The following is a 20,247-nucleotide window of genomic DNA, read 5'->3' as shown; positions in this document are numbered from 1 at the left end:
TAACAGCTTGCCAGCTAGGTTATAAAAATTTGTCTAAAAAAATTATTTAGATATTAAAAAGCGTATTAAAAGTCTTTATGTTGCTAAAAACCCGTGCTATGATATTTTTTATGCAATAAATATTGCAAGTTTGTTGCTATCATCAAATTTCATGACGATAAGTACGTTTGGCGAATTCGTTATGGAAGTACTATGTAGGTAATTAAAGCACTATATATATGATGGTAAGTAGAGTAGTAATACTCTTAATTTTTGATTTCATAATCTTAGACCCTGTTTATATGCAATGTCGCAAAGGAAGCTAGGGCTAAGCGGACTTTTTTAGGAAGTAATATTATGTCAGCTCGTGAGCAAGGTATCGTTAAGTGGTTTAATGACTCAAAAGGCTTTGGTTTCATTCAACGTGACAGCGGAGAAGATATTTTTGTCCATTTCCGCGCGATTCAGGGTGATGGCTATCGTTCTCTAAAAGATGGCGAAAAAGTTGAGTTCAGCGTAGTAGAAGGTGACAAAGGTCTGCAAGCTGAAGAAGTCAGAAAGATAGAAGAGTAATTTACTCAGACATTAGAGCGGTTTAGTTATAATGTCTGTACAAACTACTGATATACTACTGAGTCAAGCCCATCTTATCTTACCTATGTTGAGTGAACTGCAGCATATTTGGTAGGATTGGATTTGGGCTTGGCTTTTTTTTATGCCTATATGTCTGATGGTTTTCCGCAGCCTCGATAAGGCTACTTTTACTGATTATGGTTTAAACGCTACATTTGACACTATAAAGGTTCATTGTGAGCCTATTTATAATTAATAAAATACAAGCAATTCATTTAAAAGGATATTTTTTTGAGCAATTTTACAACGTTTACTGATTTGCCACTTTCAACAGCGACCCTGCGTGCAGTAAGTGATCTAGGTTTTACTGAATTGACGCCCATTCAAGCAAAGATACTACCGCATACATTGGCACATCAAGATGCTATCGGACAAGCACAAACAGGCACAGGGAAAACAGCGACCTTTCTACTGACTATTATGGAAGCTTTGCTTAAGCGTCCATTTACCAATGACGAAGAGCGCTATCTCGGTGAGCCGCGCGCTGTGGTCATGGCGCCAACTCGCGAACTGGCTCAGCAAATATTTGATGACTGCATTGCATTAACCAAATATACTTCGCTACATAGTGTTTGTATTATGGGCGGTACTAACTATGAAACTCAGCAGCACGAGCTTGAACGTCAATACGTTGATATCTTGGTAGCGACGCCTGGTCGTCTAATTGATCTTGCTAACAAAGGCATGGTGTATCTAGATAGAGTAGAGGTATTGGTACTTGATGAAGCCGATCGCATGTTAGATATGGGGTTCATTCCTGATATCAAGCGCCTAGTTGGTCGAATGCCTGCCAATACCGATCGCCAAAGCTTGTTGTTTTCTGCGACCTTCAACCAAGATGTTATGAATTTGGCCTATCGCTGGTTACATGAGCCTCAGTTTGTTGAAATTGAGCCTGAACACAAGACCAGCGAGTTAGTAGATCAACATTTTTATTTGCTGACAGAAGATCAAAAGCTAGACGCCTTGCAGCGTATTATCAGTGATGAAGCAGTAGAGAAGGTCATCGTCTTTGCCAATCGTAAAGACCAAGTAAAGCGTCTGTATCACAAACTACGTCAAGCGCATAATATTGTGATGCTATCGGGCGATGTCATTCAGCAAAAACGTGAGAAATACTTACAGCGTTTCAAAGATGGTCATGCATCTATTTTGGTGGCGACAGATGTAGCAGGGCGCGGTATCCATGTCGATGATATTAGCCACGTGGTCAATTTTACTTTGCCTGACCAACCAGATGATTATGTACACCGTATTGGTCGTACGGGCCGTGCAGGCCAGACAGGTATTAGTATCAGCTTTGTGAGTGAGGATGATGCCTTTAATATACCGGCATTAGAAAAGCATTTAGAGACCAAGTTTACGCTTGAGCAGTGGCAGGAATAATTGCTATAAACTGAGCACTACCTAACAAGCAAAAGCCCTCAATATCAAACATGGTATTGAGGGCTTTTTTATATGCGAAGTGTTAATAGTATCTGTTTAGATGACTTTATTGAGCATGTTCCATCATTTCAGTATGCTCATGGTGATTCATGTCCATTGATTCATCGCTCATGTCATGCATACTATGATCCATATGGTTGTCCATATCCTGCATGTTGTGACCCATGTCTGTTGTCATATCCATATCATGATTCATTTGGCTCATGTCGTGAGAGTCCATATCAGACATCATCGCAGCGTGGCTACCATGGTTCATCTCACCATGGCCGCCATGCATATTTGCCATGACCATCGGCACGACTGCTACTGCCAAACCTGATATTACCATAACTGCACCATTTAACTGTCTTAAGCGAAAACGTCCAATCTTATCACGTAGCCAACCAACTGTTTCATGCGTTGCAACCAACATCGGTATGGTTCCTAAACCAAAGACAAACATCAGCGCAGCACCGCTTAATGGATTATGGGCAACGACCGCAATCAGTAGAGCGCCATATACCAAACCACAAGGCAAAAAGCCCCAAAGCAAACCTGCTGTTAGTGCGCGCGGAAAAGTATTGAGTGGAAATACCTTTTGACGCAATGGGCTAAGATACTGCCAAAAGCGCATACCAAAACGTTCGAGCTTAGTCAAAAACGGTGCACCAAGCATCGTTACACCGACGAATACCAGTACCAATCCTAATAAAATACGCGGTGTACTATTACCCATCATCAATGGCTTTAATACGGCAATACCGATAAGCCCTGCGATTAAACCCAATAATGCGTAACTCGTTAAACGTCCAAAATGATACGTGGCCACCAAAGCACGGCGTTTGGCGGGGCTGACATCTTTCATAGACAGACCAAATGCGGTCACAAGACCGCCACACATGCCTAAACAATGCGGTGAACCAAAGAATCCCATTAGTAATGCCGCCACAAGTAAAGCGATGGTCATGAATGCGTCTCCTGAGAATAGTAAAGGGCGAACTTGCTAGTGCTGAACTGGTTAATAAAACGGTACCAATAAATTACGCATGTATAAGGTAGATAAGATTAGATTTATGAGTTTTTATTTATCTCAGAATTATCGTTTTTTCCATCAGTTGCCACTGTTTCATCTTTTTGCTGGGTAGGTGCTGAGCGTTCATGAGCCTGCATGGTTTGGCGGCGTTCTTGACGGTCATCCAATATAATACGCTGTGATGCATTGTCCAGATCTTCGAATTGATTTGACTTGACCGCATAACGCACTGCCCAAATAGCAACCACAAACAGCATGAGACTTAATGGAATTAATAAAAATATACTGAGCATGGCAAATCTCTTAAATAGCAGTGTCTCTTATTATTATACACCCATCACAAATGCAGTGGATGATCGGTAGCATTTAGAATGCGTCTCTCGATAGTATCGTATATGTCTTTAACGTTTATTCGTCAGAGTTTTTTGCGGCATTGCCTCTTGGGGTCAATAGCTGCTGTGAAGTCACATCATTGGCATGGCGACAGTCCATCTGTGGACGTATCACATCGCGCAGGTAGGCTGCGACCTCATAGACAGCGCGCCGTGAGTGACTTAAGTTGTGGGCAGGCTTCATCCAGTCGCGTCTTACTGGCAGTGGCGCAGGAAGTGGTGTACTATTGATACCATTTAAGGCAAACTGTCTGCGTGCACGTGCCATATGATAGCTATCAGTAATCAGATATACATGGCGTAACGGAATACGTTTGGCTGTAAAACGGGCGTTTTCACATGTATTCATGCTGGCATTTTCACTTATCAGTCCGTCGATACCGTGTTCCATCAGCCACTGACCGAGCCATGGAGCTTCAGCACCACTCAGTACGATCGGTAGAGGTAAGTCATGGTAAGCACCTGCAGCGGTACGAGCACGATTGAGACTATAGCGATTGAGGATAATCTGGTTGTTGTGGTCATTGGTCAGACCGCCGCCCAGTACCACATAGGCGGTAGGCGGTGAGCTCATGGCAGCAGAAGGCATATCAGGTAGCGGCAGTAGAGAAAAGATATAAACGATTGCTTGCGAAAATAGCGGGGTAAATAAGCTAATAATCACTAAAATGACGGAAGTTGAGCCTAGTATAAAAGTAATATTGATAATGCGGAATAGCGTCACCATGCGTTCAGAAAACCGCAAGTAATATCGCCATAATCGTTTAGATAATAGCCGCTTAGACCATGATTTTTTAGGCCACATGCTCAGCATATCCAATTGAGCCATCAGCATTTACCCAGACTGGCTCACGTGACAATTGAATGGCAAATTTCTCATAGATAGTAGCAGCGATATATTTCTGCGCTATGGCTACATCCTCTTGCGTGGCTTGCTGAGGTGTATGGTTGGTTAATACTAGTGCTTGCTGTTTATGCGTAAAAATAGGTGCAATGCCGCCGCCTTTTAATCCTGCTTGCTCAATGAGCCAACCAGCCGCAACCTTTACCATTGCATTAGGCATCGCATAACCAACGATAGCTGGATAAGCTGCTTGCAGCGCTGTGAACTGCTCCTGAGCAATAATAGGGTTTTGAAAAAAACTGCCACAATTAGGTAGCTGTTTTGGGTCTGGCAGTTTTTGTTGTCTAATATCTATAATGGCTTGCATAACATCATGAGGCATCGCTTGCTCGCGTCCTTGTTGCTCCGCATAGCGCTGCGCCACAGTCTGTACATCGCCATAACTGGCTAAAATATTGGTGGGATCAGTATGTAATCTGAAACCTACACGACTAATAAGCCAAGTGTTTGGTGTGCGCTTAAAAATACTGTCACGATAGCCAAATTGGCAATCAGCAGCTGATAAATGGTGCCAAGTTTGTGTCGGCAAATGATAGGCGCGTACATACTGTAAGCGGTCTTCTAATTGTACGCCGTATGCACCGATATTTTGTATGGGTGCAGCGCCTGTCAGACCCGGTATTAGGGCAAGGTTTTCCAATCCATACCAACCTTGATTGACCGTATGTACGACCAAATCATGCCAGTTCTCGCCAGCCATTACTTCGATATCAACATAACCGTCGGTTTGATTGGTCAGATGAATACCACGCATCTTTGGCTGCAATACTATGGCGTTCAACGCTTCAGGTAATAAAACATTACTACCGCCAGACATTACAAACAATGGCAATTTGTTTGCTGTATCCTCTACATAAGCTGCCATAAAATCATCAAGCTGCGCTTCATTCTCTAACGTCACGACAGAATCAGCAATACAGGCCAATGCCATAGTGTTGTCATGTGACAAGTCAATTGAATCATTAACTACGGCAGTCGCTGAAACATTCGAAACATCAGAGCTGATGGTAGACTGAGTACTGTGGTCAAGGCGTGAAGCTTGGGTCATAACATAGCCTATGTGGCAAAAGGATAATAAATGATAGGTAGCTATAATTGATTCAATTTAAAAGAGATACAAGGCAACTGAGTGCAGACGTAACTGTGATACTTCAAGCGAGGTTAACGCTGTAGCTCTTTTATAGAGGATTAACCATATTATAGAGGATACCGGATGCAAGAGTAGCAGAAATATAGACGGTATGGCTAGCAGGCTTTCCAGCTTTCTATCCAAGCTTGGGCGCTTGATTCGATACGCTCAATCACTTCTTCAAAATCATCGTTATCGCCTTTATATGGATCTGGCACATCACTGCCGCAATAGGTAGGGTCTTCTTCACTGAATAGGGCTAGTGTTGCCAAACTATCTTCTGACTCTGCAATGCTGTCTTTGATCGCTTGTAGATCAGCTAAATTCTGTGAATCCATGGCTAAGATTAAATCAAAATCAAGAAAGTCATTGGCACTGACTTGACGAGCGACTAGCTTATTAATTTTGTAGCCGTGTGACTTAGCATGACGTTGTGAGCGAGCATCAGGCGCACTGCCAACGTGCCAATCACTGGTGCCTGCTGAGTCTACTTTTATAGATAGTCCAGCAATCGCTGCTTGCTGACGAAAAACTTCTTCAGCAGTAGGGGAGCGGCAGATATTTCCTAAACATACCAATAATACAGACGAGGGAGTACAGGCTTTCATCAGCATAATATGACCTTCTATAACAAAAAAAACATGCTATAAGAGACCGGCATTGTTAATGCGGCTTTTATTAGCATGCAATCGATTGAATCAGCTGCTAGCGTAACGCTTAATGCTTGGAATGGCAAGGATAGAGACTAAACAATAGCGTCATTTAAAAATGAAGCTTTGGCCATATGATGCATGGCCAAAAGGTGAGATAGTGAAACGGTTTTAATCTTGATTACTTTTAAAACGTTGTAGATCGCGTCGCTCTTTTTTGTTGGGCTTGTTGTCAGGACGAGCAAGATTGGCCAGTTTTCGCTGTTCGGCATAGTAAGCACGGCGGGTTTCGCTTTCTTTGGTCTCTGAATATAGTACCTCAGCGGCAGTCGCATTGCCACGCTGTGCAGATAGCGCCTCAACAACGACCGTCTTTTCGGTCATAGCGGTCGCTGAGCCTTGGCGAATGGTTAGCTCATCTCCGACTGAAATCTCTTTACTGGTTTTTACCCGGCTACCGGCATAGTGTACGCGCCCACTTTCAATCGCTTGTTTGGCTAGGGTGCGTGTACGATAAAACCTAGCTGCCCATAGCCATTTATCGAGACGGATTTTCACCAAACCTTGGTTATTATCAGCACTTTTCTTCATAAGAATCACTCTGCATTCGTTTTTATATTAAATCATAGTTTTATATAAACAATATTAGGGCAACTTTAATATTTGCAAATAAATTTGATGACTGTAGTTAGTTGCACCATTGTTGTTCACAAGGTACACCATCATGGTTACCATCCATTTTGGTATTAGGACAGTAGTTTGTGAAATAAGTGGCTTCTGCACAGGATGTCATTTGTGAGCAATGTGTTCTGCCGTCACATGAAAAGCTTGGGGCTGGTTGTGTCGATAAGACTGGAGTTGCAGTTGGCGCTGATGTTGAAGTGGTACCCAAATCAACGTATGTCGGCGGTATATCATCAATGTTATCAACGTCAGTAGAGGTAAGAGTAGGTTGCGTTACGATATCTGCTGCTGCATTGGTTGCCGGCTGATGTACCGTGTTTTTAGGTTGAAGGAATCTATAACCTATAAGCACGAAAATCAGACAGGTCAATATCACTAATACTTTGTTTATCACTGTGCCATACCTGCCAGCTCATAATCATTATTAATATGAAAATGGCAGTTTTTAATCGACTTAAAAACTGCCATTAGATAAGAAATATGATATCTATTTTTACTATTTCAAAAACAACTGATAGCCAATGTTGTCATTGACCGTGGCACAGTCATAACCAATATCTAAAAGCGCATCTTGTAGCTGACGAGAGTTGCCTTCAGAGGCTTGCAGGCCAACCAGTACACGACCTTCAGCAGCACCATGATTGCGGTAATGGAATAAGGTAATATTGAAGTCATCACCCAATTTCTCTAAGAACGTTAGCAATGCGCCTGGACGTTCTGGGAATACCACTTGTAGCAATTGCTCGTTTTCGACATGAGCATGACCACCAATCAAATGACGGATATGTGATTTGGCGATATCATCATCAGTCAGGTCGTGAGCAGTGTAGCCATCGTCTGACAATTGGTTACTGATGGTTTGACGCTCTTTTTCACCTTCTTTTAAAGCAATACCGACGAAGATTGAGGCAGGCTCCATTGAGTCTGGTGACTTCTTGCTATCGGCACGGTAGTTAAACTCTGTGATGTTACGACCGTGTAGACTGCGACAGAAGTTCAAGAAAGCGCCTGTTTGCTCGGGGATAGTAACCCCAAAGATGGCTTCTTTTTTCTCACCGATTTCGGTACGTTCAGCGATATAACGCAGGCGGTCGAAATTCATATTGGCACCGCAAATGATACCGACGCAGTTTTTATCTTGAATATTATTGGCTTCGATATATTTTTTCATACCCGCGACTGACAATGCGCCAGCAGGTTCAACAATGCTGCGATTTTCTTCAAAGATATCTTTAACAGCTGCACACACTTCATCATTGGTACAAGTGATCACTTCAGGCTCAACGATAGGGCCTGAGTTATCGCTCTTTTGTGTACGGACGACGTCAAAAGGTAATTCGCCAATCTGTGCGACTGCCACGCCATCGACGAACAATCCTACTTGCTCGAGCTTGACACGTTCACCTGTTTCAAGCGCCGCTTTTAGACAAGCTGACTGCTCGGCTTCTACCGCAATCACTTTGACATGTGGTGCCACTTCGCCTAAAAATGCGGCCACACCTGAAATCAGACCACCACCACCAACGGCAACGAATACATAGTCCATATTACGCCACTGCTGGGTCAGCTCAAGACCAATGGTGCCTTGTCCTGCGATAACCAGCTCATCGTCATAAGGTGGAATAAAGGTCAGTCCTTCGCGTTCAGCGCGGTCAATCGCATAACGGTTTGCTTGATCGAAACTATCACCGTGCAGATCTACATTGCCACCAAGTGCTCTTACCGCATCCACTTTGATATCAGGAGTAGTGGTTGGCATGACGATAATGTTATTTAGTGATAATTTGCGTGCAGAGTACGCCACGCCTTGCGCATGATTACCTGCTGAAGCACAAATGACGCCACGCGCTTTTTGCTCGTCGCTCAACTGACTGATACGGTTATAAGCACCGCGCAATTTAAAGGATTTGACCGGTTGTAAGTCTTCACGCTTAAATCGAATGTCATTGGCAAAACGTTGGGTCAGCTTGGGCGCCGTTTCAAGTGGTGTTTGAATAGCAACGTCATAGACGGTGGCTTGTAAGATGGCTCGTACCCAGTGTGACAGCATAGTAATCCCTAAACAGAATGAATATAAAAACGAAATAGATTAGCCTATGCCGATTTTTAGTATCTTGCAAGACTCAATTGCAGTTTTCTTGGGATTTCATGCTTGAATTTACATGAAGTGCAGGTATTTGCCGAAGTTAAGCCTTAGCTAGGCACGATGGGACTCACAAATTAGCGTCATGATGCGCTAACATCCGTTAATAGCATCGGTTATAATAGCCGCGCATTTTACCTCTTTTAGCCTTTTACTTTTTTTAAGACCATACGTTTATTTTCCAAGGATTTATGATGAGTGATCAGCAAGCACAAAAGCAAGCCGCGGCCAAAGCTGCTCTAAGCTATATCGAAGACGATATGATACTTGGGGTAGGGACAGGTAGTACGGTTAACTGTTTGATTGAGTTGTTGCCACAATTGAAGCTTGCTGGCGCCGTCGCTAGCTCACAGGTGACAGAAGACAAACTTCGTGCGCTTGGTATCGAAATAGTTGATTTGAACTTTGCTGGCACGTTGGATGTTTATATCGATGGTGCGGATGAAGTAAATGAGCACTTGCAACTTATCAAAGGCGGCGGCGGTGCATTGACTCGCGAAAAGATTGTGGCAGCAGCTTCAAACAAGTTCGTCTGTATGGTCGATGATAGCAAAAGCGTTGATATATTAGGTCGCGCGTTTCCAGTACCGATTGAAGTATTACCACAAGCCCGCTCGTATGTGGCTCGCCAATTGGCCAAATTGGGCGGTGAGCCAGTATATCGTGAAGACTTTGTCACTGATTATGGTAATGTCATTCTAGACACCTATGACTTGAATGTGAGTAATCCAATCGCGCTTGAAAAAGAGCTAAATAATATCGTCGGTGTGGTCTGTAATGGTATCTTTGCAGCAAACCAAGCAGACGTTCTGCTAAAAGCAGGTGCTAATGGCGTGACAACGCTCACGCGTTAAACTATCTCTAGATCATTTGTATAAACAAAAAAAGCCGCCCAGATCTGGACGGCTTTTTTATTTAAAAACTTATTTAGGAGTTTGTTAGCAAGTTATCTTACTATTGATCTCACTGTCTTTTTATAAAATAACCTAAGTTATGCAGGCAACTTGATTTTGTCTTTAAGTAAAAACTCCATCAATGCTTTTTGGGCATGTAGGCGGTTTTCAGCTTCGTCCCATACGACAGAGCGTGGGTCATTAAGCATATCATGAGAGATTTCTTCGCCGCGATGGGCTGGCAAGCAATGCATAAATACCACTTCAGGGTCAGCCTTGTCTAATAGAGACGGCGTCACTTGATAAGGAGCAAAACGACGTGCACGCGTGTTTTGCTCTGATTCTTGACCCATACTTGCCCACACATCGGTGACAATTAAGTTAGAATCTTTTGCCGCGTCTTGTACGTTTTCTACCAGACTGACGCAATGTGAAAAGCGTTCCATAAGTTTCGGATCAGGCTCGAACCCATAAGGCGCTGCCACGCGTAGTTCAAAACCAAACTGATTAGCAGCTTGCATAAATGACGAGCACATATTGTTGCCATCACCAACCCACGTGACGATCTTGTTTTCGATACTACCGCGATGCTCGTAATAGGTTTGCATATCAGCAAGCAACTGGCAAGGATGATAGTCATCGGTCAACGCATTGATAATCGGTACACTGGAATATTCAGCAAAGGTTTCAACTTTTTCGTGCCCAAAGGTACGAATCATAATGATATCAACCATGCTAGAAATCACGCGTGCTGAATCTTCTAGTGGCTCGCCGCGACCGAGCTGCGTATCGTTTGGTGATAAAAATATGGCGTTACCACCAAATTGACCCATACCGGTCTCAAATGAGATACGGGTACGCGTTGAAGATTTTTCAAATATCATACCAAGCGTACGACCAACAAAAGGCTGGTATATCTCGCCTGCGTGCTGCATCTTACGCAATTCGCTTGCGCGTTTGATTAAGTTTTCTAGTTCTTGTTTGGTTAAATCAGATAAGGTTAAAAAATGGCGCAAACTCATAGTAATCCTAGCAGTCGATCGCAGTCAGTGAAACGTCATCAGTCTTCAATAGCATCGCGTCAGTGCGTATACTGGGTTGACAACAAACTTTTAGTATAGCGTATTTACTTTCAATGTAAACGTTCATTTTTATCAAGATCAAATGGCTTGCCAAATAGACTGAAATCTCCTTAGCAAACCACGATACCTTGTATGCTAATGACTGTGCCGCTAATGATTATGCCTGTGTACGATTTGGACGTATGCTAAGGCGACATAACAGCTCATAGCTAATCGTCCCAGCATGATTTGCAACTTCGTCGACACGCGGCGCATCGCCCCAGAGCATGACCTTGCTATCTATAGCAAGACTCTCAGGTGCGCTACTGATATCAATGACAATCATATCCATAGCTACACGCCCAATCACTGGGCAACGGTAGCTTTGGCTGTCGTTAGCATCCATGACAGTGACATACGCATCATCCGTGACCACACGTGGATAGCCATCGCCATATCCAACGCTGACCAATGCCGTTCTGGTGTCTTGCTGCGCACGCCAGCGGCTACCATAGCCGATCGCATCATTGGCGCTAACGGTTTGTAGAGCAATGATTTGCGCACTAAACTCCATTGCAGGCTGCAAGTCTAATTCTTGTGCGCTTTTATCAACCACAGGCGAGCTACCGTATAAGATAATGCCTGGACGTACCCAGTCATAATGATGTTCTGGGAAGTTGACGATACCAGCAGAGTTGCATAATGAGCCTTGGATATCTGGGCTAATGGTGTCTTTCAAAGTTACTAGTACGCTTGAGAAACGCTCAATCTGCATGGCATTTAATGGATGATCGTGGTCATCAGCATTGGCAAAATGCGTGGCTAGGATCAGCTGATAACCCGCTTCATGTAGGCGTTTTGCTGCTGATAGCACGCCCTCAGCGTTAAAACCCAAACGGTTCATGCCCGTATTGTATTTGAGCCAAGCCACTCTGGTTGCACTACCAGCTGGCGGGACATTTTGCAGGGCCCATTCTAGCTGTGGTCCGTGATGAATCACGCAGCTAATCTCATTATTAATCGCTTGTTGCCACTCATCAGCGCTAAATGCCCCTTCTACTAGACCAATGGTTTTCTCCCAACCTAACTGTCTGGCTTCTAGCGCTTCATTCAACGTTGCGACCCCAATACCATCTGCTTGCTGTAGTGCTGGCAAGACCGCCGCCACGCCATGTCCGTAAGCATTGGATTTGACCATAGCCAACACTTTAGATTGGGGAGCACGTTGTTTTACTTGATTTAGGTTATGGGTAAGGGCTTTTGGTTTTATAGTAATTGTGCGCATAATCGCCTTCTGTATGAGTAGAATTATGAAGTGATAAAGCCAGTACTGCATCGATTGAGTTGATGCGGTACTGGCTATTGTATTAAAATTGGTTATGTAAAATTATTCATTAACCTATAATTGAAACTGAGTCTATATAAGGCTTAGTCTTTGTTAGGGTTAAATTTTATAAGGTTAGTTACTCATCATTCTCAAAACTCACGCCTTGATAGTACTCTGGCGTTAGATTGATAAAGCGGGTAAATTGACCTTCAAAGCCTAGACGAATAGTACCGATAGGACCGTTACGCTGTTTACCAATAATGATTTCCGCCACGCCTTTATGGTCCGAGTTTTCATTATAAACCTCATCACGATAGATGAACATAATCAAATCGGCATCCTGCTCAATCGCACCAGATTCACGTAGATCTGACATGATAGGGCGTTTATTTGGACGGTTTTCTAGACTACGGTTAAGCTGTGATAACGCAATCACTGGACATTCAAGCTCACGTGCGAGCGCCTTTAGACTACGAGAAATCTCAGAAATCTCGCCAACACGGTTACCATCTAGACTAGGTACTTTCATCAGCTGAAGATAATCGACTACGATTGCACCCAAGCGACCGTCATGGTTTTTGGCGATACGTCGGCAGCGAGAACGCATCTCAGACGGCGGTAGGGCAGTACTGTCATCAATATATAAATGCTTTGATTGCAAATGTTGAATGGCGTTCATCATCTTTGCCCATTCATCTTCATTCATTTGCCCAGAGCGCAAGTGTGTTTGGTTAATCGCCCCCCATGAGGATAGCAGACGCATCACGATAGATTCCGCAGGCATCTCCATCGAAAACACCACGACTGGCAAATCTTCATTAAACAAAATCCCTTCTGCCAAGTTCATCGCAAAAGTGGTTTTACCCATCGAAGGACGCGCAGCGACGATAATCAAATCACCCGCTTGTAGGCCTTGGGTTTTGTTATTCAATTCAGCAAATGGTGTCTGCAAACCAATCATGCCATCGGGATTAGATTTTAGTTCTTGAATTTTATCGATAACATTGGTCAAGACAGAAGTGATACCGACAGGGCCACGCTGTTCTGCGCGTTTATTGTGCTGCTCATTGATACTAAATATCTTGCCCTCGACATTATCGAGAATGTCACTAACGCTTTGGTCTTTTGGATTATAGGCAAGCGTCAGCATGTCATTACCAGTGGTAATTAACTGGCGTAGGGTTGAGAGCTCACGTACACGCTGGGCATAGGCTGTCAGGTTAAACAAAGTCGCAGGACTTTGGCTCAAAATATCGGCCAAATAACTGTCACCACCTGCGCCTTTGAGTAATTTTTGCGCTTCTAACCAGTCGTGTACCATGACGGTATCATAAGGCTCATTCACTGCCGCCAAATGGGCAATGGCATCAAAAATGTATTGATGTCGCCCAGCATAAAAGTCATCTTTGGTGACAATATCGGCAATCTTGTCGTACGCCTCTTCGATACTCATCAAAGACGCGAGCAATGCCTTTTCAATATCAATATTGTGCGGCGGTGTCTGATTGAGTAAGTCGTCGGTTTTGTCGTTTTCTGCCATGAGTGCCTAATGAGTTAAAATGGGTATGAAAAAGGATGTCGATGATAGAGCAATACAAACGTAGCGCGCCTCTACGATAGAAGTACCAAAACGCGGTCTCAGGTTTGTCTGTAAATGCTACAATCAGATGCGAAAGTTTAACACATAATGTGGTTTTTTAGACTTGATAAAACACTAAATCTGAAGTGATTGTTTTTCATGAACTAAGAAATACCATAAATTATCTAAGTATAAAAACTTAGAATAATAATTATAAATATAATAAAATCAGTAATTTAAATAAAAAAGGCTATCGTTATGACAGAAGAAAAGCGCCCGCTATTAGTCACTACAGGTGAGCCTGCAGGTATTGGCATGGACGTAGTACTAGGACTAGCAGCAGAGGGTAAGTTACAAGACTTTGCTCGACCAATTTGGGTGACTGCTGATGCTAAAACGATGCAAACTCGCGCGGAGGAATTGGTTGCAGCTGGCGTGCTCAAAAGTACACCTAGTTGGCATACTATCAATACAGATATAAATACCGATAATTTCGATGTTAACTTGGTAGAGCAGATATCACAGCAAGATATAGACGCTGATAGTGCTTTTATCCTACTGGATATTCCTTGTGCCGCACCAGTTGTCTGCGGGCAAGTCAATATTGCTAACTCAGCGATGGTGGCTCAGCAGTTAGATATTGCTCATAAACTGGCTATAAATAATACAGTCGCTGCCATCGTCACCGGACCATTGCAAAAATCAGCGTTGATAGATGCTGGTATCAAGCTGCTAGATGGCACCATGTTTAGTGGTCATACTGAGTTTTTTATGCAGCAAAGCGGCTGTGAGAAAGTGGTCATGATGCTTGCCAATCAAGCGATGAAAGTAGCGCTTGTCACTACACATTTGCCGTTGAAGGACATCCCTGCTGCGATTACTGCGGACAATGTACGCCAAACGGTACAAATCGTCATCGATGACATGAGAGAAAAGTTTGGTCTCGCGCAGCCTCGTATCTTGGTTTGCGGCCTCAATCCACATGCAGGCGAGGGCGGCCATTTGGGTATGGAAGAAATTGAAATTATCAATCCAGTACTCAACGAGTTTATCAATATGGGCGTCAATATTTCAGAGGCAATGCCAGCGGATACGTTATTTACTACCAGACATTTAGCAAACTGTGATGCGGTCATTGCCATGTATCACGATCAAGGATTGCCAGTATTAAAATCGCACGGTTTTGGTGATACGGTTAATCTAACCTTAGGCTTGCCTTATATTCGTACTTCTGTCGATCATGGTACGGCACTAGACTTGGCAGGAAGCGGCGGTGCGAGTGCGACTAGCTTATACCAAGCATTGAATATGGCGAATGAGATGGCGGATAAGTCGCTTACTCATTGATATACCTCTGTTATGACTCATCGCCTAATAGGTATTGTTCACATCGTACTTGATGGTTTTAGTGTGAGTAATACCTACTTATGAATAATTAAACGTAATGTAAGTGGTTCTATTGATACATATAATCATCTATATCGCTTAAAAAAGTATTTAACTTTTGAAATAGGCTTGCTAGATTAAGGTTTCTTGATAAAAATAGGAGTGTAAGCTATGTCTGATATTGAAATCAAACTAGTACGATCTCGAGTGGAAGAAATCCTTGCACGTTATAAGCATCTGATTGATAAGGACTTCCCAGGCTATCGTAACCATGTTTATCGTGCCATTACTTATGCCATGCATTTTTTGGACAATGAACCTGAGTATGAGGCTTTAATTGAAACAATATTTGCCTATCATGACATAGGATTATGGACAGATCATAAACTGGCTTATTTGGAACCCTCTGAAGCAGTTGCACTTGCAGATAATGAAAAATATGACTGGGGATTTGATCCTCAACTACTTCGTAATGCAATTCACTGGCATCACAAAATCACCCCTTATTCTGGTAAAAATGAGGCAGTTATTGAGGCTTGTCGAAAAGCAGACTGGGTTGACATATCAAAAGGCCATATTCGTAAGGGCATGAGTAAAGCTGTTATTAAAAAGGTCGAAGCAGCCTTTCCCAATTTGGGTTTTCAAAGCACATTGCTACGATTAACTAAAGATTATGAAGGTTCAACGCTTGTTGGCAGTATCAAGGTGACACGAGGTATTATGAAATGGTGATTAACTCACTGTGCCATCAGTGAATAATCTTCTTAAAATAAAGCAGGATAATCCCCGATTTTATGTGATCGCTTATAAAGAGTACGACAACTATCCAGAGCACTCGAACCATAACCACCATTAGCCTACAGTCAAAGACCTAAGTCCTCACTAGGGAGCCACTGTTGCTTCCCTAGAAAGACTTTCATGTTAAATGATACGAGAGCAAAGAGCTGCTATGTTGGTTGCGCTACATTTGAGATAGTTTGTAGATAAAATATCTGAAAAACACCGCCTGAGATGTTCTCCTGCCATGACCTTGATCCGTTGAACGAAAACTTTCATCTGCACGGTGAAGAATGGAAGAGCGAGAAGCCGATGGACCAAAACCGCTGCCACCTCCTTCATATTATGGCGGCGGTTATGGTCTTAAACGCAGGCTCGAAAGCCTAGGATCAGGACTCTAAGGTTGTCTGGTTACGGATACCGATTGATTGACCAATTCCATGGATCCAAACGAGGTTAAGAACGCGACGCTGGATGCGTCGGACCCAACACCAATGCGAGCCATCGTGTCTGCACTTGCCATACCGGTCGGATCAATGAGGTGCCAGCTCCCTTCAAGATAGACCTCGGCCACGGCATGAAAGTCTTGTGGTGTCACGTCGGGCGCATATACGCTCACAAACCTAGCTGGTATCGACGACGCGCGCGCTAGTGTTACGAGAACATGCGCAAAGTCGCGGCATACGCCCTGACGTTGAGCAAAGCTGTCGAGCGCGGTGGTTTGTGCATGGCTCGATCCGGGTACATAGCTAAATGCCGACTCGATCCAGTCGCGCATCGCGGCAATCCGTGCGCCGCCAGCGAGATCGCCAAACTCGGCGTCCACGAAGGCATGGAACTGTTCTGAAGGGCAATAATGAGACGGCATCAAATGCCTGATTGTCTCTCCGGGCAAAAGATGCAGGGGCGTTTGGGATAGTGCCGATATGTCTAAGGCAGGACGGTCAACGGCGATTTCTGCGAGATAAGTGCAGCTAAAATCCCCTTCAGCGTGAATCCAAATCCGCTCACCTATGCCATCATCGGCGGTAACCCGTGAAAAATGCGCAACGTCTGATGTCCAAATCTCGGCTGACCGCACCCGTTGATCCGCAAGATCGGCGGCTTCGATCTGAAGCAAAAGATCCATGGGCTCTGAGAGTCGATAATGGAGGGTGACGTTAAGTTTCAGGATCATATGTGAATTCCCTAAGGGTGTTTATTTAGCGAGCTGGCGATCGCGTAGGGCTGAACCGCCCCCGACTATATCAGAGACTGGCTTACTGGAGTCAGACAGCAATACCTGACAGGGTTAAATGATCATAATAGCGCTTTTCAAACTCAAAAGGTGAAACATAACCAATTGCGCTATGCAGTGGGGCTTTGATGAACCTGAGAAGTGTTAAAAATCAATTAATTATCGATTTATTTTTACGCTGCAATCGTTATGATGACGCCGTCTTTAGACTTGTTTCTGTCTGCTAGCGCTTGGTTTGACGCTGCCATTTAACATAATCAGAGTTTATATTATATGGATGTAGAGGTAAAAAGTTACCGAGTCAGTTGCTCGAAAGCATGGCTCGTTTATCGATAATAATTATTCAAAAACACAGCCTAATTATGAGCTGTGGTATAATTTATTATTATAAAGCTAAAACATTGCTGCTATTACATTATCATTGCCCATTTCTCTTTTATACATTAAGACTCTTTTATGTCCAAAACTTCATTTGATGCTCAAACTATTTCTAACAGCTTACGTGCTGCCAAACATCAGCCGCGTAAACGCTTTGGCCAAAACTTCTTGCATGATACTAGCGTCATTCGCGAAATCGTCGAAAGTATTCGTCTAGAGCGCGATGACAATTTGATCGAGATTGGACCTGGTATGGGCGCATTGACCGAGCCGTTATTGGCAGAAGTAGATGCAATGACAGTCGTGGAGCTAGATCGCGATTTGGCAGATAGCTTGCGTATTCGTATCGGTGCCAATAGCCATCCAAACTTTGAGATTATCAAAGACAACGCGATGCATGTGGACTACCGTGAGCTATATAGTGAAGAGCGCGGTAAGCTGCGCGTAGTGGGTAACCTGCCGTATAACATCTCAACGCCTATCTTATTTCATCTGCTTAGCTATGCCGATGTGATTCAAGACATGCATTTTATGTTGCAAAAAGAAGTGGTCGAGCGTATTACAGCCGATGTGGGTAGCAAGACCTATGGCCGTTTATCGGTCATCATGCAATACCACTGTGATACAGATTATTTGCTGACCGTTCCTCGCGGTGCGTTTAATCCACCACCAAAGGTGACCAGTGCTGTCTTCCGTCTGACGCCGCATATTAACAAACCAGTAGTCGCAAATGATGAAGAGCACTTTGCTATTGTCGTACGTGAGACTTTTAACCATCGTCGCAAAACACTACGGGCTATCTTCAAAAAATCAACGTTGCTGCCGACATTGAGCGAAGACGATTTTGCGGCTTGTGGTATCGATCCGCAGGCACGACCTGAGACATTAAGCGTCACAGACTTTGTGAACTTAAGCAATCATTCACAACAGCTAGACGTATAATGTATTTTTGATACATAAAAGCATGCTACTAACCGTCAATTATAATGGCGGTTTTTTATGCTTTATTTTTATGGTTAGTGCTTAGGTATTTATTTCTTATCGATCTGTCTTTAACTATCGTGTTTAAATCGTTGAGGTATTATGAGTTTTCGCCATCAGTATGTTATCGGTGACTTGCAGGGTTGCTATGCTGCGTATCTACAATTGCTAAAAACACTGGACTTTGATCCTGCCCAAGACAAACTATGGTTTGCTGGTGATCTTGTAGCACGCGGCGAGGACTCATTGAACACGCTGCGTCATGTTAAAGCGTTGTGTGAGCAGGGCGCTGCGGCAACGGTATTGGGCAATCATGATCTTAATTTGATAGCAGTCTGGCGCGGGGCCGCCAAGCTTAAAAGTAAAGACAAAACCGCACCTATCTTTGCTGCGGATGATTGTGATGAATTACTCGAATGGTTACGCAGGCAGCCGATATTAGCCTATCCTGATGAGCACACGGTGCTAGTACATGCGGGTATTCCACCGCATTGGAGTATTGAAGCCGCCGCAGGATACGCACAGCAATTAGAAGCTCAGCTGCAAAGTAATTTGGCGCAGCTCGACCAATTGCTACCGAATCTATATAGCAAAGAAGCGGATGAATGGCATGCAGGTATCGAAGGATTTACTAAGATGCGGGCGATTGCTAATTACTTTACGCGTATGCGCTTGTGTAAGCAGGATGGGTCGCTTGAGTTTAGCTTTTCAGCAGGCTTAGAGGAAGCTATGCCAACCGATTTTTTGCCTTGGTTTGAGTGGCAAGTACCGCGCACTCGTAAGATACTATTTGGTCATTGGGCTGCGCTAAAAGGCGAGATTGATTTGCCACATGCGCGCGCACTCGACGGTGGCTGCGTGTGGGGTAATTATCTATTGGCTTATAGATTGGGTGACGGCAAGGTAATAACTTCAAGCGCACAGTGCCCGAGTCCATAAAGAAGATCATAAGCGTCTTAATATACAAGGCTAAATAAACAGTCTGTTATAAGTGGTTCCATTATAGCAGTCTGTTTTAGATGGTCTGTTAATAGGCTTTAAGGGTGAAATAGCTGGTTCCCTTAGGGGTATACTTATGGCAAACCAATCAAAGGAAAATAACTCGACAGTTTGCCCAGCTTTAATAAGCTTTGGCTAAATATTCAAAGCAAAACTCAATAACACGCGTTTACCAAACTGAATTCGTGAAACACTGTGCTCATATTTATCGGGACGAAATAAATAAACTCTGTCGAACAGGTTTATAATGCAGTTTGAACACTCGAACACACCACCAACTTTAGGCTGAATTAAAACAAAGTTTAATTTGTAATAACGGCCTTTTTGCACAGGGTCACAGTGCTTCATAACGCTGTGGTTAGTAGGGTAGGTAACATAATTAATTGAAAAAATTCTACTACTAAAAATTACTTTGTTGGTTACTTTTTCGGTCATATCTAATCCATTATTTTACATGTATTCAATGTCGCTTGAAGCATCTCAAGCTAACTGTATTGGTTGTAACTTAGTTAAATACTACCGCGAATAATGTAATGAAATGTTCTACTTAATTTATGGAGCCATTTGTTCGATGAAGACTATGTTGCTATAAATGGATTAACATATATTGAGAGAATAGATGAAGAGTTTGTAAATTTCCCTCATATGCCTGAGTTG

The 20,247-nt window shown here is 43.4% G+C and carries 20 protein-coding genes; 8 read left to right on the top strand and 12 right to left on the bottom strand.

Annotated features, from left to right (window positions below; genetic code table 11):
• The first annotated feature begins 336 nt into the window (after positions 1–336).
• Positions 337–552 carry a cold-shock protein gene (locus ACQKCP_RS04155; protein ID WP_057760416.1) on the top strand — a complete coding sequence of 72 codons (216 nt, stop codon included), beginning with the start codon at positions 337–339 and terminating at the stop codon, positions 550–552.
• A 291-nt stretch (positions 553–843) separates the two neighbouring features.
• Positions 844–1,998: a DEAD/DEAH box helicase gene (locus tag ACQKCP_RS04150; protein WP_102091784.1), complete on the top strand. Its 1,155-nt coding sequence runs from the start codon at positions 844–846 to the stop codon at positions 1,996–1,998.
• Positions 1,999–2,104: 106 nt separating this feature from the next.
• Here the strand turns inward: ACQKCP_RS04150 and ACQKCP_RS04145 are convergent, their stop codons facing one another.
• The 7 genes from ACQKCP_RS04145 to ACQKCP_RS04115 form a co-directional block, all read right to left on the bottom strand.
• Positions 2,105–3,004, bottom strand: coding sequence for a sulfite exporter TauE/SafE family protein (locus ACQKCP_RS04145; RefSeq protein WP_427611393.1), 900 nt, complete (start codon positions 3,002–3,004; stop codon positions 2,105–2,107).
• Between the two features lie 104 nt (positions 3,005–3,108).
• Entirely contained in the window at positions 3,109–3,363 is a 255-nt protein-coding gene (gene ccoS / locus ACQKCP_RS04140) for a cbb3-type cytochrome oxidase assembly protein CcoS (RefSeq protein WP_427611392.1), read from the bottom strand.
• A 115-nt stretch (positions 3,364–3,478) separates the two neighbouring features.
• Positions 3,479–4,207, bottom strand: a complete 729-nt coding sequence (locus tag ACQKCP_RS04135; RefSeq protein ID WP_227511134.1) for a YdcF family protein — start codon at positions 4,205–4,207, stop codon at positions 3,479–3,481.
• Between the two features lie 49 nt (positions 4,208–4,256).
• Entirely contained in the window at positions 4,257–5,297 is a 1,041-nt protein-coding gene (gene murB, locus ACQKCP_RS04130) for a UDP-N-acetylmuramate dehydrogenase (protein WP_427611671.1), read from the bottom strand.
• A 314-nt stretch (positions 5,298–5,611) separates the two neighbouring features.
• Positions 5,612–6,109, bottom strand: a complete 498-nt coding sequence (locus ACQKCP_RS04125; protein ID WP_427611391.1) for a low molecular weight protein-tyrosine-phosphatase — start codon at positions 6,107–6,109, stop codon at positions 5,612–5,614.
• A gap of 207 nt (positions 6,110–6,316) precedes the next feature.
• Positions 6,317–6,736, bottom strand: coding sequence for an RNA-binding S4 domain-containing protein (locus tag ACQKCP_RS04120; RefSeq protein WP_427611390.1), 420 nt, complete (start codon positions 6,734–6,736; stop codon positions 6,317–6,319).
• A gap of 97 nt (positions 6,737–6,833) precedes the next feature.
• A complete protein-coding gene (locus ACQKCP_RS04115) occupies positions 6,834–6,938 on the bottom strand; it encodes an excalibur calcium-binding domain-containing protein (RefSeq protein WP_201579448.1) in 105 nt (34 codons plus the stop codon).
• Here ACQKCP_RS04115 and ACQKCP_RS04110 point away from each other — a divergent pair.
• Complete coding sequence (locus ACQKCP_RS04110; RefSeq protein ID WP_427611683.1) at positions 6,916–7,137, top strand: hypothetical protein; 222 nt, start codon at positions 6,916–6,918, stop codon at positions 7,135–7,137. The two genes, ACQKCP_RS04115 and ACQKCP_RS04110, sit on opposite strands and share 23 nt — an antisense overlap.
• Positions 7,138–7,325: 188 nt before the next feature.
• Here ACQKCP_RS04110 and ilvA read toward each other — a convergent pair whose 3' ends face one another.
• Positions 7,326–8,879: a threonine ammonia-lyase, biosynthetic gene (ilvA, locus tag ACQKCP_RS04105; protein ID WP_427611389.1), complete on the bottom strand. Its 1,554-nt coding sequence runs from the start codon at positions 8,877–8,879 to the stop codon at positions 7,326–7,328.
• Positions 8,880–9,166: 287 nt separating this feature from the next.
• Here ilvA and rpiA point away from each other — a divergent pair, with 287 nt between their 5' ends.
• Complete coding sequence (gene rpiA / locus ACQKCP_RS04100) at positions 9,167–9,826, top strand: ribose-5-phosphate isomerase RpiA (RefSeq protein ID WP_427611388.1); 660 nt, start codon at positions 9,167–9,169, stop codon at positions 9,824–9,826.
• Between the two features lie 137 nt (positions 9,827–9,963).
• Here the strand turns inward: rpiA and argF are convergent, their stop codons facing one another.
• The 3 genes from argF to dnaB all read right to left on the bottom strand — a co-directional run bounded on the left by argF (position 9,964) and on the right by dnaB (position 13,793).
• A complete protein-coding gene (gene argF, locus ACQKCP_RS04095; RefSeq protein WP_057760398.1) occupies positions 9,964–10,887 on the bottom strand; it encodes an ornithine carbamoyltransferase in 924 nt (307 codons plus the stop codon).
• A 217-nt stretch (positions 10,888–11,104) separates the two neighbouring features.
• Entirely contained in the window at positions 11,105–12,211 is a 1,107-nt protein-coding gene (alr, locus tag ACQKCP_RS04090) for an alanine racemase (protein ID WP_427611387.1), read from the bottom strand.
• 178 nt (positions 12,212–12,389) lie between these two features.
• Positions 12,390–13,793 carry a replicative DNA helicase gene (gene dnaB, locus ACQKCP_RS04085; RefSeq protein ID WP_057760393.1) on the bottom strand — a complete coding sequence of 468 codons (1,404 nt, stop codon included), beginning with the start codon at positions 13,791–13,793 and terminating at the stop codon, positions 12,390–12,392.
• Between the two features lie 297 nt (positions 13,794–14,090).
• Between dnaB and pdxA the strand changes: the two genes are divergently transcribed.
• Both pdxA and ACQKCP_RS04075 read left to right on the top strand, forming a co-directional pair.
• Positions 14,091–15,179 carry a 4-hydroxythreonine-4-phosphate dehydrogenase PdxA gene (gene pdxA / locus ACQKCP_RS04080; protein ID WP_427611386.1) on the top strand — a complete coding sequence of 363 codons (1,089 nt, stop codon included), beginning with the start codon at positions 14,091–14,093 and terminating at the stop codon, positions 15,177–15,179.
• Between the two features lie 210 nt (positions 15,180–15,389).
• A complete protein-coding gene (locus tag ACQKCP_RS04075; protein ID WP_347163119.1) occupies positions 15,390–15,950 on the top strand; it encodes a hypothetical protein in 561 nt (186 codons plus the stop codon).
• Positions 15,951–16,392: 442 nt separating this feature from the next.
• Here the strand turns inward: ACQKCP_RS04075 and ACQKCP_RS04070 are convergent, their stop codons facing one another.
• Positions 16,393–17,172: a transglutaminase-like domain-containing protein gene (locus ACQKCP_RS04070; RefSeq protein WP_427611385.1), complete on the bottom strand. Its 780-nt coding sequence runs from the start codon at positions 17,170–17,172 to the stop codon at positions 16,393–16,395.
• A gap of 516 nt (positions 17,173–17,688) precedes the next feature.
• Between ACQKCP_RS04070 and rsmA the strand changes: the two genes are divergently transcribed.
• Positions 17,689–18,552, top strand: coding sequence for a 16S rRNA (adenine(1518)-N(6)/adenine(1519)-N(6))-dimethyltransferase RsmA (gene rsmA, locus ACQKCP_RS04065; RefSeq protein ID WP_057760387.1), 864 nt, complete (start codon positions 17,689–17,691; stop codon positions 18,550–18,552).
• Positions 18,553–18,693: 141 nt separating this feature from the next.
• On the top strand, positions 18,694–19,530 hold the full coding sequence (locus ACQKCP_RS04060; RefSeq protein WP_427611384.1) for a symmetrical bis(5'-nucleosyl)-tetraphosphatase: 837 nt from the start codon (positions 18,694–18,696) through the stop codon (positions 19,528–19,530).
• Positions 19,531–20,247 lie beyond the last annotated feature (717 nt).

Source organism: Psychrobacter sp. NPDC078631, assembly GCF_050268165.1.
In the GTDB taxonomy this organism is placed as follows: Bacteria; Pseudomonadota; Gammaproteobacteria; order Pseudomonadales; family Moraxellaceae; genus Psychrobacter.
This window is presented reverse-complemented; position numbering and strand designations above follow the sequence as displayed.

Bases quoted from the DNA above. Each gene is read 5' to 3' on its own strand.
- ACQKCP_RS04155 (WP_057760416.1), top strand. From the start codon at position 337: ATGTCAGCTCGTGAGCAAGGTATCGTTAAGTGGTTTAATGACTCAAAA.
- ACQKCP_RS04145 (WP_427611393.1), bottom strand. From the start codon at position 3,004: ATGACCATCGCTTTACTTGTGGCGGCATTACTAATGGGATTCTTTGGT.
- ccoS (WP_427611392.1), bottom strand. From the start codon at position 3,363: ATGCTCAGTATATTTTTATTAATTCCATTAAGTCTCATGCTGTTTGTG.
- murB (WP_427611671.1), bottom strand. From the start codon at position 5,297: ATGGCATTGGCCTGTATTGCTGATTCTGTCGTGACGTTAGAGAATGAA.
- ACQKCP_RS04125 (WP_427611391.1), bottom strand. From the start codon at position 6,109: ATGCTGATGAAAGCCTGTACTCCCTCGTCTGTATTATTGGTATGTTTA.
- ACQKCP_RS04120 (WP_427611390.1), bottom strand. From the start codon at position 6,736: ATGAAGAAAAGTGCTGATAATAACCAAGGTTTGGTGAAAATCCGTCTC.
- ACQKCP_RS04115 (WP_201579448.1), bottom strand. From the start codon at position 6,938: ATGACATCCTGTGCAGAAGCCACTTATTTCACAAACTACTGTCCTAAT.
- ilvA (WP_427611389.1), bottom strand. From the start codon at position 8,879: ATGCTGTCACACTGGGTACGAGCCATCTTACAAGCCACCGTCTATGAC.
- rpiA (WP_427611388.1), top strand. From the start codon at position 9,167: ATGAGTGATCAGCAAGCACAAAAGCAAGCCGCGGCCAAAGCTGCTCTA.
- argF (WP_057760398.1), bottom strand. From the start codon at position 10,887: ATGAGTTTGCGCCATTTTTTAACCTTATCTGATTTAACCAAACAAGAA.
- alr (WP_427611387.1), bottom strand. From the start codon at position 12,211: ATGCGCACAATTACTATAAAACCAAAAGCCCTTACCCATAACCTAAAT.
- dnaB (WP_057760393.1), bottom strand. From the start codon at position 13,793: ATGGCAGAAAACGACAAAACCGACGACTTACTCAATCAGACACCGCCG.
- pdxA (WP_427611386.1), top strand. From the start codon at position 14,091: ATGACAGAAGAAAAGCGCCCGCTATTAGTCACTACAGGTGAGCCTGCA.
- ACQKCP_RS04075 (WP_347163119.1), top strand. From the start codon at position 15,390: ATGTCTGATATTGAAATCAAACTAGTACGATCTCGAGTGGAAGAAATC.
- ACQKCP_RS04070 (WP_427611385.1), bottom strand. From the start codon at position 17,172: ATGATCCTGAAACTTAACGTCACCCTCCATTATCGACTCTCAGAGCCC.
- rsmA (WP_057760387.1), top strand. From the start codon at position 17,689: ATGTCCAAAACTTCATTTGATGCTCAAACTATTTCTAACAGCTTACGT.
- ACQKCP_RS04060 (WP_427611384.1), top strand. From the start codon at position 18,694: ATGAGTTTTCGCCATCAGTATGTTATCGGTGACTTGCAGGGTTGCTAT.